Origin of the sequence: Pseudomonas baetica (assembly GCF_019733355.1) — a bacterium.
GTDB lineage: Bacteria > Pseudomonadota > Gammaproteobacteria > Pseudomonadales > Pseudomonadaceae > Aquipseudomonas > Aquipseudomonas baetica_A.
In genome coordinates, this window is sequence record NZ_JAIHLQ010000050.1 from 23070 (window position 1) to 37131 (window position 14062).

The following is a 14062-nucleotide window of genomic DNA, read 5'->3' on the forward strand; positions in this document are numbered from 1 at the left end:
CTAAAAAATGACCGACTGGCTGACAAGGAGTTGCGCTTCATGGAAATTGAAGAATTCGGCTACAAACAAGAGTTGAAACGTAGCCTGACACTTACAGACCTGGTGGTGTACGGGATGATCTTCATGATCCCCATCGCCCCGTTTGGCGTGTATGGCTACGTCAACGCCGAGGCGCCCGGGATGGTGCCGCTGGCCTACATCATCGGCATGGTGGCGATGCTGTTTACCGCGTTGAGCTACGGCAGCATGGCCCGAGCCTTTCCGATTGCCGGATCCGTTTATTCCTACGCGCAACGCGGCTTGAATCAACATGTCGGCTTCATCGCCGGCTGGCTGATGCTGCTCGACTACCTGCTGATTCCGCCGCTGCTCTACGTCTACGCGGCGATGGCACTCAACCATTTGTACCCGGATATTCCGAAAGTCGGTTTCATTCTGGCCTTCCTGGTCAGTGCGACGTTCGTCAACCTGCGCGGCATCACCTTCACCGCACGGATGAACATCATCTTCCTGCTGGCCCAACTGGTCGTTCTGGGCATCTTCCTCTTCTATGCCTGGACGGCCCTGCACAACGGTGGCGGTAACGGCGAACTGACGTTGGCGCCGTTGTACAACGCCGAGACTTTCAACTTCGCCCTGCTGATGCAAGCGGTGTCGATTGCGGTGCTGTCATTCCTGGGCTTCGACGCGATCTCGACCCTAGCCGAAGAAATCAAGGGTGATCCGGGTCGCAGTGTCGGCAAAGCGGCACTGATCACACTGGTGGTGATGGGCGTGATTTTCGTCGCACAAACCTGGATTGCCACTGACCTGGCCGCCGGCATGGGCTTCACGTCCGCCGACACTGCGTTCTATGAAATCGCCGAAATCGCCGCTGGCAGTTGGCTCGCCACCCTGACCGGTGTCGCGACCGCCCTGGCTTGGGGTGTAGCGGTGGCAATCACCTCGCAAGCGGCGGTGTCGCGCCTGCTGTTCGGCATGGCCCGTGACGGCAAACTGCCGAAAGTGCTGGCCAAGGTCCACCCCAAACACAACACGCCGTACTTGAGCATTTATCTGGTGGCGGTGCTGTCGCTGGTGATCTGCTACCTGTTCATCAACTCGGTCGACACCCTGACGTCGCTGGTCAACTTCGGCGCGCTCAGCGGTTTCATGCTGCTGCACCTGACCGTGATCAACTACTACTGGCGTCGGCAAAAGTCCGGTCAGGTCGTGCGCCATCTGATCTGCCCGGTGATCGGCTTCATCATCGTCGCGGCCATCATGTACAACATGGGCGTCGATGCACAGAAACTCGGCCTGATCTGGATCGCTCTGGGCCTGGTTTACCTGTTCTTCCTCAACAAACTCGGGGCTAGCACCGCGCTGCCGGACCCAAGCAACGGCTGACAAGAAAAAGAGCAGCGTCTGACAACAAATCAGGCGCACGCCGATTTAACGCGTGGAAACCGACAGTGATAGTCAGGTTCGGTGAATTCGCCGAACCTTTTGATACAGGAGTACATCCATGCTGGCCTTACGCCCAGTCGCGCAGACTGATCTGCCCCAGCTACAACAATTGGCCCGCGACAGTTTGGTGGGCGTGACGTCCCTGCCGGACGACAGTGACCGTTTGCGTGAAAAAATCGCCGGCTCCTGCGCTTCGTTTGCTGCAGACGCCACCGCCCATGGCCCGGAGAACTACTTCTTCGTGCTGGAAGACCTCGACAGCCAACAACTGCTGGGTTGCTCCGAAATCCTCGCCACTGCCGGTTTCGACGAACCGTTCTACAGCCTGCGCAATCGCCATTTCACCAGCGCCTCGCGAGAACTGAACATCGAACACGGCGTGCCGGCGCTTTCGTTGTGCCACGACCTGAACGACCACACGCTGCTGCGCGGTTTCCACATCAACGCTGCGCTGGTGGGTACGCCGTTTTCCGAATTGCTCTCGCGGGCGCGCCTGCTGTTCATCGCCGCTCATACGCAACGGTTCGCCGAAGCAGTGATTACTGAAATCGTCGGCTACAGCGATGAAAACGGCCATTCGCCCTTCTGGGACGCGCTGGGCAAGCACTTCTTTGACCTGCCCTATACCGAAGCTGAGCGTCTGTGCGGATTGCAGAGCCGTACGTTCCTGGCTGAACTGATGCCGCAATACCCGATCTACGTGCCGATGCTGCCGCAGGCCGCACAAGACTGCATTGGCCGCATCCACCCGGACGGTCAGGAAGCCTTCGACATTCTTGAGCGTGAAGGCTTTGAAACCAACAGCTATATCGATCTGTTCGACGCCGGCCCGACCCTGTATGCGCGCGCAGCGAATATCCGCTCGATCGCCCGCAGCCAGACGGTACACGTGCGGCAACAGTCGCAAATCGATGCGCGTGGCCGTTATCTGCTGAGCAACGATGCGCTGCACGGCTTTCGGTGCATCGTCGCCGAACTCGATTACCAACCCGATCAACCGCTGTCTCTCACCCCTGCAATGTGTGCGGCGCTGAATGTGACCGATGGCAGCCTCATTCGGCTGATTGCCTTGTGAACCGCGCCTGGTTCCGCACCCAACGACAGTGCCCGAGCAGGCGCGCAGAAGGAGTTACAGCATGATTGTCCGCCCGGTTAAAGTCAGCGACCTGCCCGCCTTGATGGCGCTGGTACAACAGGCCGGCCCGGGGTTCACCACCCTGCCGGTCAACGAAGATCGCCTGGCCCACCGCGTGCGTTGGGCGCACCGTGCATTCGCCGAACAGGTGGAACGTGCCGATGCCGACTACCTGTTTGTGCTAGAAGACGATGACCAGCGCGTGGTCGGTGTCAGCGCAATGGCCGGAGCGGTCGGCCTGCGCGAGCCCTGGTACAACTATCGGGTCGGTTTGACGGTAAGTTCGGCGCCGGATCTGGGCATTCAACGGCAGATTCCCACGCTGTTCCTGAACAACGAACTGACCGGCCAATCGGAACTGTGCTCGCTGTTCCTGCGACATGATCAGCGCCATGGCAGTAACGGTCGGCTGTTGTCGCTGGGGCGCTTGCTGTTCGTCGCCGAATTTCCGCATCTGTTTGGCGAGAAGATGATCGCCGAACTGCGCGGCAGCGCCGATGAACTGGGCTGTTCACCGTTCTGGGACAGCCTGGGCCGGCATTTCTTCCAGATGGACTTCAGCCACGCCGATCACCTGTCGGGGCTGGGCAACAAATCGTTCATCGCCGAGCTGATGCCACGCCAGCCGTTGTACACCTGCCTGCTCACTGAGCAGGCCCAGGCCGCTATCGGTCAGGCGCATCCCAATACCGAGCCGGCGCTGAAAATCCTTCAGGCCGAAGGTTTTGCGCACAAAGGCTATATCGACATTTTCGATGGTGGCCCGGTGATCGAAGCACCGATCCGCAGCATCCGCACGGTGCGCGACAGCCTTGAGCTGACCCTGAGCCTTGGCAGCCCCGACGAACAGGCGCCGCTGTGGCTGATCCACAACCGTCGCCTGGAAAACTGCCGCATCACCGTCGCCCGCGCCCGTTGCGTCGGCAGCAGCCTGGTGATCGACCGCCTCACGGCCAAACGCCTGCAACTGCAACCAGGCAACTCGGTACGGGCAGTGATGCTGCCAAACCGACAGCGGCATGCCGTGGCGGCTTGAACCGGTCATGGAAATCTCCTGCCAAAGATGAATCCTTTCAGCCAAAGGCGCATGTTTAACCCCAGCCTCGCAAATTCGTCATGATCCTTGACCCATTCGCGTGATAGCCTTTTCATCCTTCGGCGTTGACACCTTTGTTCAAGCCTTTCCATTCCTTTGTATTGGTGGAACTCGTATGACCAGGCTTTCTCATCAAGATTTGCGCCGTAATTTCCGTCAGTTGCTGGCATCAGACACCTGCTACCACACGGCTTCGGTGTTCGACCCGATGTCGGCCCGCATCGCCGCTGACCTGGGTTTTGAAGTGGGGATTCTCGGTGGTTCAGTGGCCTCGTTGCAGGTGCTCGGCGCCCCGGACTTTGCCCTGATCACCCTCAGCGAGTTTGCCGAACAGGCCACCCGCATTGGCCGCGTCGCCCAATTGCCGGTCATCGCCGACGCCGACCACGGCTACGGCAACGCCCTCAACGTGATGCGCACCATCGTCGAATTGGAACGCGCCGGCGTCGCCGCCCTGACCATCGAAGACACCTTGCTGCCCGCGCAATTCGGGCGCAAATCCACCGACCTGATCACGGTCGCCGAAGGCGTCGGCAAGATCCGCGCCGCACTCGAAGCCCGGGTCGATTCGGAAATGGCCATCATCGCCCGCACCAACGCCGGCATCCTGCCGAACCAGGAAATCATCAGCCGCACCCGTCAGTATCAGGCCGCAGGCGCCGATGGCATCTGCATGGTCGGGGTGCAGGATTTCGATCAGTTGGAACAAATCGCCGAGCACCTGACCGTGCCGCTGATGCTGGTCACCTACGGCAACCCGGCGCTGCGTGACGACAAGCGTCTGGCCGAACTGGGCGTGCGTGTGACCATCGATGGCCATGGCGCTTACTTCGCGGCCATCAAGGCCACCTACGACAGCCTGCGCGAACAGCGGCAGATCTTTACCCAGGCTTCGGACTTGAGCGCGACCGAACTGACGCACACCTATACCCAGCCGGAGGAATACATTCTCTGGGCGAAGGAATACATGAGCGTCAAGGAGTAACGCGGTGGCCGGACTGACGTCAGCCGCTAAACCGGCGTCTTGTACGCCACCTCCCGCTGCATCGCCCGCGTCAGAATTCACTCGATCGCGGATGCGACACAGAGGCAGTCAGACCGAGTCGAGCAACGGGTGCTTGGGCAGGTTGTCGCAGTTGCAGATCACCCGATTCCGCCCGCCTGCCTTGGCCTCGTACAACGCCTGATCGGCATCATTGAGCCAGCGCGTCGCATCGGCATGGGCCGGTTCGTACGCCGCCAGGCCAATACTCAAACTGACCTTCAACGCCGGATTCTGCTCGTAACCCAGCGTCGCGAAGCGCTCACGCAACGCTTCCATGGCCTGGGCGGCGTTGAACAGTGGCAACTCCGGGAGGATCACGCAGAATTCATCGCCCCCGTAACGCCCTGCAATGTCGGTCACGCGCAGGTTTTGCTTGAGCATTTTGCTCAACTGGCGCAGCACGATGTCGCCGGCCACATGGCCGTAGGTGTCGTTGATCGCCTTGAAATGGTCAATGTCGATCAGCGCGATCGCCGCGCCCTGCTGCTGCCGTTTGCAGCGCTGAAAGGCGATCTCCAGTTGATCCTTCCACGCGCCGTGATTGAGCAATCCGGTGAGGCTGTCGGTGCGGCTCAGGGCCAGCAATTCACGTTTATGCAGGCCCAGCGTGTAGGCCTGACGAAAGCAGATCAAGCCCAGCGCCAACGGATACAGCATCAGCAACGGCAGGCAGGCATACAGTTGCAACGGCGAGGTCTGAGGCATGAACGCCGGGGCAAACACCACCAGACCGACACACACACCGAGAATCTGCGCCGCAGTGCCGGCCAGCAAAAAACGCACACCGCCGATGGCGACGTTGTTCATCGCCATCATCGAAATGGTCGTGGCACTGGGCAGTGGATTGAACTGCATGGCGGCAACCCAAAAACCGCCGAGAAACGCGTCGATCAACAGGTTTCGGTGTTCGGCGTGGTAAGGCACTTTAGCCCGGCGCGCCCACTGGAAAGCCAGGTGCGGCCAAATCAGGCCATTGATCAACATCAGCCCCCACACCCACAACGCAGGATCGAGCGGGTACATCGCCGTGCTCACGCACAACAACCCCAGCACCAGACCGAGGGTTCGCGACGTATAAAGCCTCCTGGCCAATGAAAGTCCCTTTCCCCCGGTGTTTCTCATAAGGGCCTCGTCCGTTTAAAAGAACCTTGGCGCACCGTCAGACAGATGTGTCTGGAGTCTATCAGGGCAACGTTAAATAGCTATCGCCGGCCAGCGGGCTCGGCCCTGCACACAAACCCGCTCCCACAAAGCAAATATTTGGCTATACATGAAAGGAGGAAAACGGAAAAACAACTATAAGAAGGAGGCCCATGCAGACCTACCAAGTGTTGATCATCGGCAGCGGTTTTGGTGGCCAGTGCGCGGCGGTCAATCTGCTCAAGGCCGGGATCGACGATTTTCGCCTGCTGGAACGGCGCGACTTCTTCGGCGGCACCTGGTGCCAGAACACCTACCCTGGCGCGGCGGTGGACGTGCCGTCGCCGCTGTATTCACTGTCGTTCGCACCGTACCGCTGGTCGCAGATGTTCGCAGAACAGCAGGAGTTGCACCGCTACACCGAGCATGTGATCGACGAGTTCGGCCTGCGCGAACGGGTGGAACTGCAAGCCAATGTCGAACGCATCGAATGGGACGACACTGAAAAGCACTGGGCGGTCCACACCGGCACCAAGGGCACGTTCTACGCGCGGTTCCTGATCAATGCCACTGGGCCATTGAGCCAACCGGTGATCCCGCACTTCCCCGGGCAGGAGCGCTTTCAAGGCAAGACGTTTCATACAAACCATTGGGATCACAGCTACGACTATCGCGGTAAACGCGTGGCCATCGTCGGCAGCGGTGCCAGCGCGGCGCAGGTGATTCCGGCCATTGCGGCGCACGTCGAGCAACTGCATGTGTTCCAGCGCACGCCGCACTGGGTGTTGCCTCGCGCTGATCGCGTCTTCGGGCCGGTTCAGCGTTGGCTACTGGGTTTGAAACCGGCCTACATGCTCCTGCGCTGGCTGATCTACTGGCAGTTCGAAACCCGGGTCATCGCCTTCAAATACTCGAAACCGGCGATTCACCTGGTGCAAAAGCAAGCGCTGCGCTTTCTAAAACGCCAAGTGCCGGACCCAGCGCTGCAAGAAAAACTCACTCCCGACTTCACCATCGGCTGCAAGCGGGTACTGGTTTCGAGCACCTACTACCCGGCACTGACCCGACCCAACGTCACGCTGCACACCCGTGAGCAAGGTATCGCCTCCATCAATGAAACCGGGATCAACACTCAGGACGGTCAGCACCTTGATGTCGACCTGATTGTCTGGTCGACCGGTTACGACGCCACCGATGGCGTTATTTCCTACCCGGTCAGCGGAAAAAACGCCGTGCAACTCAGCGATGTCTGGGCCGAGTATCCCCGCGCCTACCTCGGCACCTGCCTGCCGGACTTCCCCAATCTGTTTATCGTCACCGGCCCCAACACGGGCATCGGTCACACTTCGGCGCTGTTTATTATCGAGTCGCAGATGAACTACATCCTCGACTGCATCCGCACCGTGCAAGCCAATGGTTTGCGCAGCATCGAAGTGCGCCCCGAAGCGGAACGTACCTACACTGAGATGATCCACCGGGAGATGGAGCGCACGGTCTGGAAGTCCGGCGGCTGCCACAGTTGGTATCAAAGCAAGAGCGGTCATGTGATCGCGATGTTTCCCGGCTTCAGTTTCAGCTATTACCGGTTGACCCGGACGCTGAAACCAGCCGATCACATTCTGTCCTGAACACGTAAAAGGAAGACGTCGATGCTTTTGCTGTTTGTCGCCCTCGCGGTTTTCGTGGCCTGGAGCTGGTTGAGTTATCCGGCGGTCGGTCATTGGCTGTATGACTTGAACATGGCCATCGAGGCCAAGTGGTACAAGCTGCACAAGATTGAAGTGCCGATTGCCGAGATGACGGTGTCGACCTGGCAGGGCGGGCCGTATGAGGCCGCCAGCGCGATCCTGATGCTGCACGGCTACAGTGGCGACAAGAACCTGTGGCTGCGCTTCTCACGGCATTTTGTGCGTCAGTATCGGGTGATCATTCCGGACCTGGCCGGCCACGGTGAAACCGGCTTCAAGGCAGGTGGCGGTTACGACATTGCGCTGCAGGCCAAACGCATGATCCAGTTGCTCGACGTCTGCGGCGTGGAGAAGGTCCATGTGATCGGCAATTCAATGGGTGGCTACATTGCTGCGTGGCTGGCGGCGACGTATCCGGATCGCATTGCCTCGGTGGCGCTGATCGACCCGGCCGGTGTGACGGCACCGGAGGCCAGCGACATGGAGCGTCATCTGGCCCGAGGGCATAACCCGTTTTTGATCAACTCCCGGGAAGAATTCCGCCAGTTTTATGCCATGACCATGGCTTCGCCGCCGTGGGTGCCGAACCTGGTGCTGGATGCCATCGCCCAGCGCTACGAGCAGCAACGCGATGAACTGGAAGAGATCTTCCGCGACTTCCGCGCCAGCCCGCCGATGGAGCCGAAACTGGCCGACATCAAATGTCCCGCCCTGCTGCTGTGGGGGCGCAAGGATCGCTTGATCGACGTCAGCAGCGTGCCGGTCTGGAGCAAGGGCATCGCCAATTTGCGGGTGGACGTGTGGGATAACGTGGGGCACATGCCGATGGTCGAGCAGCCGGGGAATACTGCACGGTTGTACCGGGAGTTCTTGGGAAATCAGCGATGAACATCCTCTACGACGAGCGCCTCGACGGCCCGTTGCCTGAGGTGAACAAAGCTCAATTGCTCAAGGCCTTGCAGCAAGCTATCCCGGATCTCGACGTTCTGTGGCGCGATGAAGAGCTCAAGCCTTACGAATGCGATGGTTTGTCGGCTTACCGCACCACGCCCATGCTGGTTGCCCTGCCCCATCGTCTTGATCAGGTGCAGGCGCTGCTCAAACTCTGCCATCAACAAAACGTCCCCGTGGTTGCCCGTGGCGCTGGCACCGGTTTGTCCGGCGGGGCCTTGCCACTGGCAAAAGGGCTGTTGCTGGTGATGGCGCGCTTCAACAACATCCTGCACATCGACCCGGCCGCGCGCACCGCACGAGTCCAACCGGGCGTGCGCAATCTGGCGATCTCCCAGGCTGGCGCACCGTTCGGGTTGTATTACGCGCCGGACCCATCGTCGCAAATCGCCTGCTCGATTGGCGGCAATGTTGCCGAAAACGCCGGGGGCGTGCACTGCCTCAAGTACGGTTTGACCTTACACAACGTGCTGAAAATCGAAGTCCTGACCATCGAGGGCGAACGCCTGACCCTGGGCTCTGACGCCCTCGATGCAGCGGGTTTCGACCTGCTCGCGCTGTTCACCGGCTCCGAAGGTTTGCTGGGGATCATCACCGAAGTCACGGTCAAACTGCTGCCAAAACCTCAAGTGGCGAAAGTGCTGCTGGCCAGTTTCGATTCCGTGGAAAAGGCTGGCCGGGCGGTGGCCGACATCATCGCGGCGGGGATCATTCCCGGCGGTCTGGAGATGATGGACAACCTCGCCATCCGTGCCGCCGAAGACTTCATCCACGCCGGTTACCCGGTCGACGCCGAGGCCATTCTGTTGTGTGAACTCGACGGCGTCGAAGCCGATGTCCACGACGATTGCCTGCGCGTGCGTGAGGTCATGAGCCAGGCCGGCGCCACCGAAGTGCGCCTGGCACGCGACGAAGCCGAGCGCGTGCGCTTCTGGGCCGGACGCAAGAACGCGTTCCCGGCCATTGGCCGATTGTCGCCGGATTATTACTGCATGGACGGCACCATCCCGCGCCGCGAACTGCCCGGTGTGCTGCAAGGCATCGCCCGCCTCGGCGCCGAATATGGTTTGCGTGTGGCCAACGTGTTCCATGCCGGCGACGGCAACATGCACCCGCTGATCCTGTTCGACGCCAATCAGCCCGGCGAGCTGCACCGCGCCGAGGCCTTGGGCGGCAAGATCCTCGAATTGTGCGTGCAGGTGGGCGGCAGCATCACCGGCGAACACGGGGTCGGCCGCGAGAAGATCAATCAGATGTGCGCGCAGTTCAACAGTGCTGAACTGAGCCTGTTCCACGCCGTAAAAGCCGCGTTCGACCCGCAAGGCTTGCTCAACCCCGGCAAAAACATTCCGACCCTGCACCGCTGCGCCGAATTCGGCGCCATGCACATTCATGCCGGGCAACTGCCATTCCCAGAGCTGGAGCGTTTCTGATGGCCGAATTCGATGCCGCCAGCGCCCTGCTCGATCAGGTCAACGAGGCGCGGAACAGTGCCACGCCACTGAAAATCCAGGGCGGCAACAGCAAAGCGTTTCTGGGGCGCGAGGTGACCGGCGAGGTACTCGACACCCGTGAGCATCGCGGCATTGTTCACTATGAACCGACCGACCTGGTGATCACGGTTCGTGCCGGCACGCCATTAACCGAACTGCTCGCGACGCTGGACGCTGCCGGGCAAATGTTACCGTGCGAGCCGCCGGCGTTTGCTGAAAGCGCCACGGTCGGCGGCATGATCGCCACAGGCCTGTCCGGGCCCCGGCGGCCATGGTCGGGCTCGGTGCGCGATTTCGTCCTCGGCACTCGGGTGATCACCGGGCTCGGCCAGCACCTGCGTTTTGGCGGTGAAGTGATGAAAAACGTCGCCGGTTATGACCTGTCGCGGCTGATGACCGGCAGTTTCGGCTGCCTCGGCGTGCTGACTGAAGTCTCGCTGAAAGTCCTGCCCAAACCTCGGCAATGCCTGAGCATCCGCTTCGATATCGACTGCGCTCGCGCCTTGGCCAATCTAGCCGAATGGGGCCAGCAACCGCTGCCCATCAGCGCGGCGTGTCACGATGGCGACAGTCTGTACCTGCGCCTTGAGGGTGGCGAAGGTTCGGTAACGGCGGCGCATCAACGCTTGGGCGGTGAGCCGATGGACTCGGAGTTCTGGCGCGATTTGAACGAGCACCGTTTGCCGTTTTTCGACGAAGGCCTGCCGTTATGGCGCCTGTCATTGCCGAACAATCTCGGGCCACTGGACTTGTCCGGCAAGCAACTGCTCGACTGGGCCGGCGCGCAACGCTGGCTCAAATCTGCCAACGAAGGCATTCACGCCCTCGCCGAAGAGCTTGGCGGCCACGCCACTTGCTTCACCCACGGCCACGACACGCCGTTTCAGCCCTTGGCGCCGACACTGCTGCGCTATCACCGGCAACTCAAAACGCAACTCGACCCGCAAGGGCTGTTCAACCCCGGTCGAATGTACGCAGAGTTCTAGCCATGCAAACCACCCTCAGCGAGCAATCCCGCCAACTGCCCCGCGCCGCTGAGGCGGAAAAAATCCTGCGCACCTGCGTGCATTGCGGTTTTTGCAACGCGACGTGCCCGACTTATCAATTGCTCGGCGATGAGCTCGATGGCCCGCGTGGGCGTATCTACCTGATCAAGCAAGTGCTTGAGGGCGCCCCGGCGACTGCGCAGACACAACTGCATCTGGATCGCTGCCTGTCGTGCCGCAACTGCGAAACCACCTGCCCGTCCGGCGTCGACTATCACAATTTGCTCGACATCGGCCGGGCAGTGGTCGATCAGGCGGTGCCGCGCCCGGTGGCGCAACGCTTGCTGCGTGAAGGGTTGCGGGCGCTCACGCCGAATCCCGGTTTGTTTAAAGGTTTGTTGCGAGTGGGCACGACATTCCGACCGCTGTTGCCGCGCATGTTTGACAGCAAACTGCCGCAGCACCTGCCGAGTTCGGGTGTGCGCCCGTCCCCACGGCATGCGCGCCGGGTTTTGCTGCTGGAAGGCTGCGTGCAACCAGGTTTGTCGCCCAATACCAATGACGCAACGGCGCGGGTGCTGGATCGACTCGGGATCAGCATCACCTCGGTGGCCGAAGCCGGCTGCTGCGGCGCGCTGGACTATCACCTCGACGCCCAGGCCAAGGGCCTCGACCGCGCCCGGCAAAACATCGACGCGTGGTGGCCGCATCTGCAAAACGGCGCTGAAGCCATTGTGCAGACCACCAGCGGTTGCGGCGCGTTCATCAAGGATTACGGGCATTTGCTCAGGGACGATCCGCGCTATGCCGACAAGGCACGGCGGATCAGCGAGCTGACCTTGGATCTGGTGCAAGTGCTTGCGCGAGAACCGCTGGAGCAGGTCTGTGCCGCCAGCGAACGACGGATCGCCGTGCATTGCCCGTGTACGTTGCAACACGCACTGAAACTCGGCGGCGCGGTGGAAGCCGTGCTGACGCGTTTGGGTTTCAACCTCACGGCCGTGCCGGACGGGCATTTGTGCTGCGGTTCGGCAGGCACCTACTCGCTGACGCAACCAGTGCTGGCCCGGCAACTGCGTGATAACCGCCTCAACGCGCTGGAAAGCGGCCGCCCGCAACTGATCGTCACTTCAAACATCGGTTGCCAGAGTCACCTGGCCAGTGCTGGACGCACACAGGTTTTGCACTGGGTCGAACTGGTGGATCAGTCGTTGGCAGAATGAAGTCCGTAGGATTCTTCGTTTGCCCGCGCAGGCGAAGGCTGCGATCTTTTCCTCCATCCATTACGTGACCGTGGCAGGAATTTTTTTCATGACCGTGCAGCCTTTCGTCAGCCCCGACCTGATTCGCCAACGCTTCTCCAAAGCGATGTCCGACATGTACCGCGAAGAAGTGCCGCTGTACGGCGCGCTGATGGCACTGGTGGAGCAGACCAACCGCGATGTGCTCGCACGTCAGCCAGACATCGCCCGACAGCTCAACAGCACGGGTGAAATCGAACGGCTGGACATGGAGCGCCATGGCGCGATCCGCGTCGGCACCGCGACTGAACTGGCCACCCTCGCCCGCCTGTTCGCCGTGATGGGCATGCAACCAGTGGGTTATTACGACCTGACGCCGGCGGGCGTACCGGTGCATTCCACCGCGTTTCGTGCGGTGCATGAAGAGGCGCTCCAAATCAGTCCATTTCGCGTGTTTACCTCGTTGTTGCGCCTGGAATTGATTGACGATCCTGAACTGCGCGCCTTTGCCGAGTCGGTGCTGGCCAAGCGTTCAATCTTTACTGAGGCGGCATTGCGTTTGATCGCACAGGCTGAGACGGCCGGAGGACTGAATGAGGCAGACGCCGCGGAGTTTGTCCTACAGGCACTGGAGACCTTTCGCTGGCATCACAGCGCAACCGTCACCGCCGCGCAGTACCAGACGCTCAGCGCCCAGCATCGTTTGATCGCTGACGTCGTCGCGTTCAAAGGCCCGCACATCAACCACCTGACACCACGCACACTGGATATCGACAGCGTGCAGGCGCAGATGCCAGCCCACGGCATCACCCCAAAAGCGGTGATCGAAGGCCCACCACGCCGGCAGTGCCCGATCTTGCTGCGTCAGACCAGTTTCAAAGCGTTGGACGAACCAATCGCCTTCACCGACCAGAGTGAAACCCGCGGCAGCCACAGCGCCCGTTTCGGCGAAATCGAACAACGCGGCGCAGCGCTGACGCCCAAGGGCCGGGCGCTGTATGACCGTTTACTGAATGCCGCCCGCGACGAACTCGGCGACTTCCCCAATGAAGCCAACGCCGTACGCTACAACGCGCTGATGACTCAACACTTTGGCGAATTTCCTGACAGCGTCGAGGGCATGCGCGAACAGGACCTGGCGTACTTTCGCTATTTCGCCACGGAAAAAGGCGTGGCGGCGGGTAGCCTCAATGCCGCTTCTTTGGAGGATTTGTTACGCGACGGTTATGTGAAAGCTGAACCGCTGGTGTACGAAGATTTCCTGCCGGTCAGTGCGGCGGGGATCTTTCAATCGAACCTTGGGGATGCAGCGCAGGCCCACTATGGCGAACATTCCAACCGACAGGCATTCGAGCAGGCACTGGGACGCTCGACGATTGATGAATTGGGGTTGTATGCCGAAACCCAGCAACGTTCGATTGAAGAATGCGTTGTCGCGCTAGAATCTCGCCAATAGTGGCCACACGCCATTGTGCGCAACTTCTTGCGCACTCAAATGTGGATAACCGTGTGGACACATCCCTGCAGCCCACGTAATCCGTTCTGTACAGACGAGTGCGCAAGAAGTTGCGCAGTACTGCGCAAGAAGTTGCGCACTTCAGACCTCAAATCCGCACGAAAAACAGTCAAAAACCCGACCAGGTGCAGCTTCACCCCCGGTTCCCGGGCACTTCGCAAAACCTGGCACGCTACTTGATATGTCTTCGGCACCCACCGGGCGATTTCGCCTCCCGGGCACCTTAAATTTATCCGCAAGGAGAGCACCCCATGGCAACACCAGCGTACATGTCGGTTACCGGCGAAAAACAAGGCCTGATCACTGCCGGCGCCTTCACTGC

General features: G+C 60.5%; 11 protein-coding genes and 1 pseudogene. 11 read left to right on the forward strand and 1 reads right to left on the reverse strand.

Annotation, left to right across the window (positions count from 1 at the left end; genetic code table 11):
• Positions 1–39 precede the first annotated feature (39 nt).
• From K5E40_RS30030 to K5E40_RS30045, 4 genes are all read left to right on the forward strand, one after another.
• On the forward strand, positions 40–1389 hold the full coding sequence (locus tag K5E40_RS30030) for an APC family permease (protein WP_221733826.1): 1350 nt from the start codon (positions 40–42) through the stop codon (positions 1387–1389).
• 118 nt (positions 1390–1507) lie between these two features.
• Complete coding sequence (locus K5E40_RS30035; protein ID WP_221733827.1) at positions 1508–2524, forward strand: arginine N-succinyltransferase; 1017 nt, start codon at positions 1508–1510, stop codon at positions 2522–2524.
• A gap of 61 nt (positions 2525–2585) precedes the next feature.
• Positions 2586–3620: an arginine N-succinyltransferase gene (gene astA / locus K5E40_RS30040; RefSeq protein WP_221733828.1), complete on the forward strand. Its 1035-nt coding sequence runs from the start codon at positions 2586–2588 to the stop codon at positions 3618–3620.
• Positions 3621–3795: 175 nt separating this feature from the next.
• The gene (locus K5E40_RS30045) at positions 3796–4665 is read left to right on the forward strand and encodes an oxaloacetate decarboxylase (protein ID WP_221733829.1); all 870 of its coding nucleotides are present in this window, start codon (positions 3796–3798) and stop codon (positions 4663–4665) included.
• Positions 4666–4773: 108 nt separating this feature from the next.
• On the opposite strand, the gene K5E40_RS30050 is transcribed toward K5E40_RS30045, so the two are convergent.
• Positions 4774–5847: a diguanylate cyclase gene (locus K5E40_RS30050; RefSeq protein ID WP_221733830.1), complete on the reverse strand. Its 1074-nt coding sequence runs from the start codon at positions 5845–5847 to the stop codon at positions 4774–4776.
• Between the two features lie 191 nt (positions 5848–6038).
• On the opposite strand from K5E40_RS30050, the gene K5E40_RS30055 reads away from it, so the two are divergent.
• From K5E40_RS30055 to K5E40_RS30085, 7 genes and pseudogenes are all read left to right on the forward strand, one after another.
• Complete coding sequence (locus K5E40_RS30055; protein ID WP_221733831.1) at positions 6039–7493, forward strand: NAD(P)/FAD-dependent oxidoreductase; 1455 nt, start codon at positions 6039–6041, stop codon at positions 7491–7493.
• A 21-nt stretch (positions 7494–7514) separates the two neighbouring features.
• Positions 7515–8441 carry an alpha/beta fold hydrolase gene (locus K5E40_RS30060; protein ID WP_221733832.1) on the forward strand — a complete coding sequence of 309 codons (927 nt, stop codon included), beginning with the start codon at positions 7515–7517 and terminating at the stop codon, positions 8439–8441.
• The gene (gene glcD, locus K5E40_RS30065) at positions 8438–9937 is read left to right on the forward strand and encodes a glycolate oxidase subunit GlcD (protein ID WP_221733833.1); all 1500 of its coding nucleotides are present in this window, start codon (positions 8438–8440) and stop codon (positions 9935–9937) included. Before K5E40_RS30060 ends, glcD begins: the two co-directional genes overlap by 4 nt.
• Positions 9937–10983: a glycolate oxidase subunit GlcE gene (glcE, locus tag K5E40_RS30070; protein WP_221733834.1), complete on the forward strand. Its 1047-nt coding sequence runs from the start codon at positions 9937–9939 to the stop codon at positions 10981–10983. Before glcD ends, glcE begins: the two co-directional genes overlap by 1 nt.
• Before the next feature lie 2 nt (positions 10984–10985).
• Positions 10986–12206, forward strand: a complete 1221-nt coding sequence (gene glcF, locus K5E40_RS30075; RefSeq protein ID WP_221733835.1) for a glycolate oxidase subunit GlcF — start codon at positions 10986–10988, stop codon at positions 12204–12206.
• 88 nt (positions 12207–12294) lie between these two features.
• Complete coding sequence (locus K5E40_RS30080) at positions 12295–13680, forward strand: VOC family protein (RefSeq protein ID WP_221733836.1); 1386 nt, start codon at positions 12295–12297, stop codon at positions 13678–13680.
• Between the two features lie 311 nt (positions 13681–13991).
• A pseudogene (locus K5E40_RS30085) lies at positions 13992–14062 on the forward strand (type VI secretion system tube protein Hcp); the annotation flags it as partial.

Excerpts from the sequence above, each read along its gene's own strand:
- K5E40_RS30080 (WP_221733836.1), top strand. The coding sequence starts at position 12,295 with ATGACCGTGCAGCCTTTCGTCAGCCCCGACCTGATTCGCCAACGCTTC.
- glcF (WP_221733835.1), top strand. The coding sequence starts at position 10,986 with ATGCAAACCACCCTCAGCGAGCAATCCCGCCAACTGCCCCGCGCCGCT.
- K5E40_RS30055 (WP_221733831.1), top strand. The coding sequence starts at position 6,039 with ATGCAGACCTACCAAGTGTTGATCATCGGCAGCGGTTTTGGTGGCCAG.
- K5E40_RS30050 (WP_221733830.1), bottom strand. The coding sequence starts at position 5,847 with ATGAGAAACACCGGGGGAAAGGGACTTTCATTGGCCAGGAGGCTTTAT.
- K5E40_RS30060 (WP_221733832.1), top strand. The coding sequence starts at position 7,515 with ATGCTTTTGCTGTTTGTCGCCCTCGCGGTTTTCGTGGCCTGGAGCTGG.
- K5E40_RS30030 (WP_221733826.1), top strand. The coding sequence starts at position 40 with ATGGAAATTGAAGAATTCGGCTACAAACAAGAGTTGAAACGTAGCCTG.
- K5E40_RS30045 (WP_221733829.1), top strand. The coding sequence starts at position 3,796 with ATGACCAGGCTTTCTCATCAAGATTTGCGCCGTAATTTCCGTCAGTTG.
- glcE (WP_221733834.1), top strand. The coding sequence starts at position 9,937 with ATGGCCGAATTCGATGCCGCCAGCGCCCTGCTCGATCAGGTCAACGAG.
- K5E40_RS30035 (WP_221733827.1), top strand. The coding sequence starts at position 1,508 with ATGCTGGCCTTACGCCCAGTCGCGCAGACTGATCTGCCCCAGCTACAA.
- glcD (WP_221733833.1), top strand. The coding sequence starts at position 8,438 with ATGAACATCCTCTACGACGAGCGCCTCGACGGCCCGTTGCCTGAGGTG.
- astA (WP_221733828.1), top strand. The coding sequence starts at position 2,586 with ATGATTGTCCGCCCGGTTAAAGTCAGCGACCTGCCCGCCTTGATGGCG.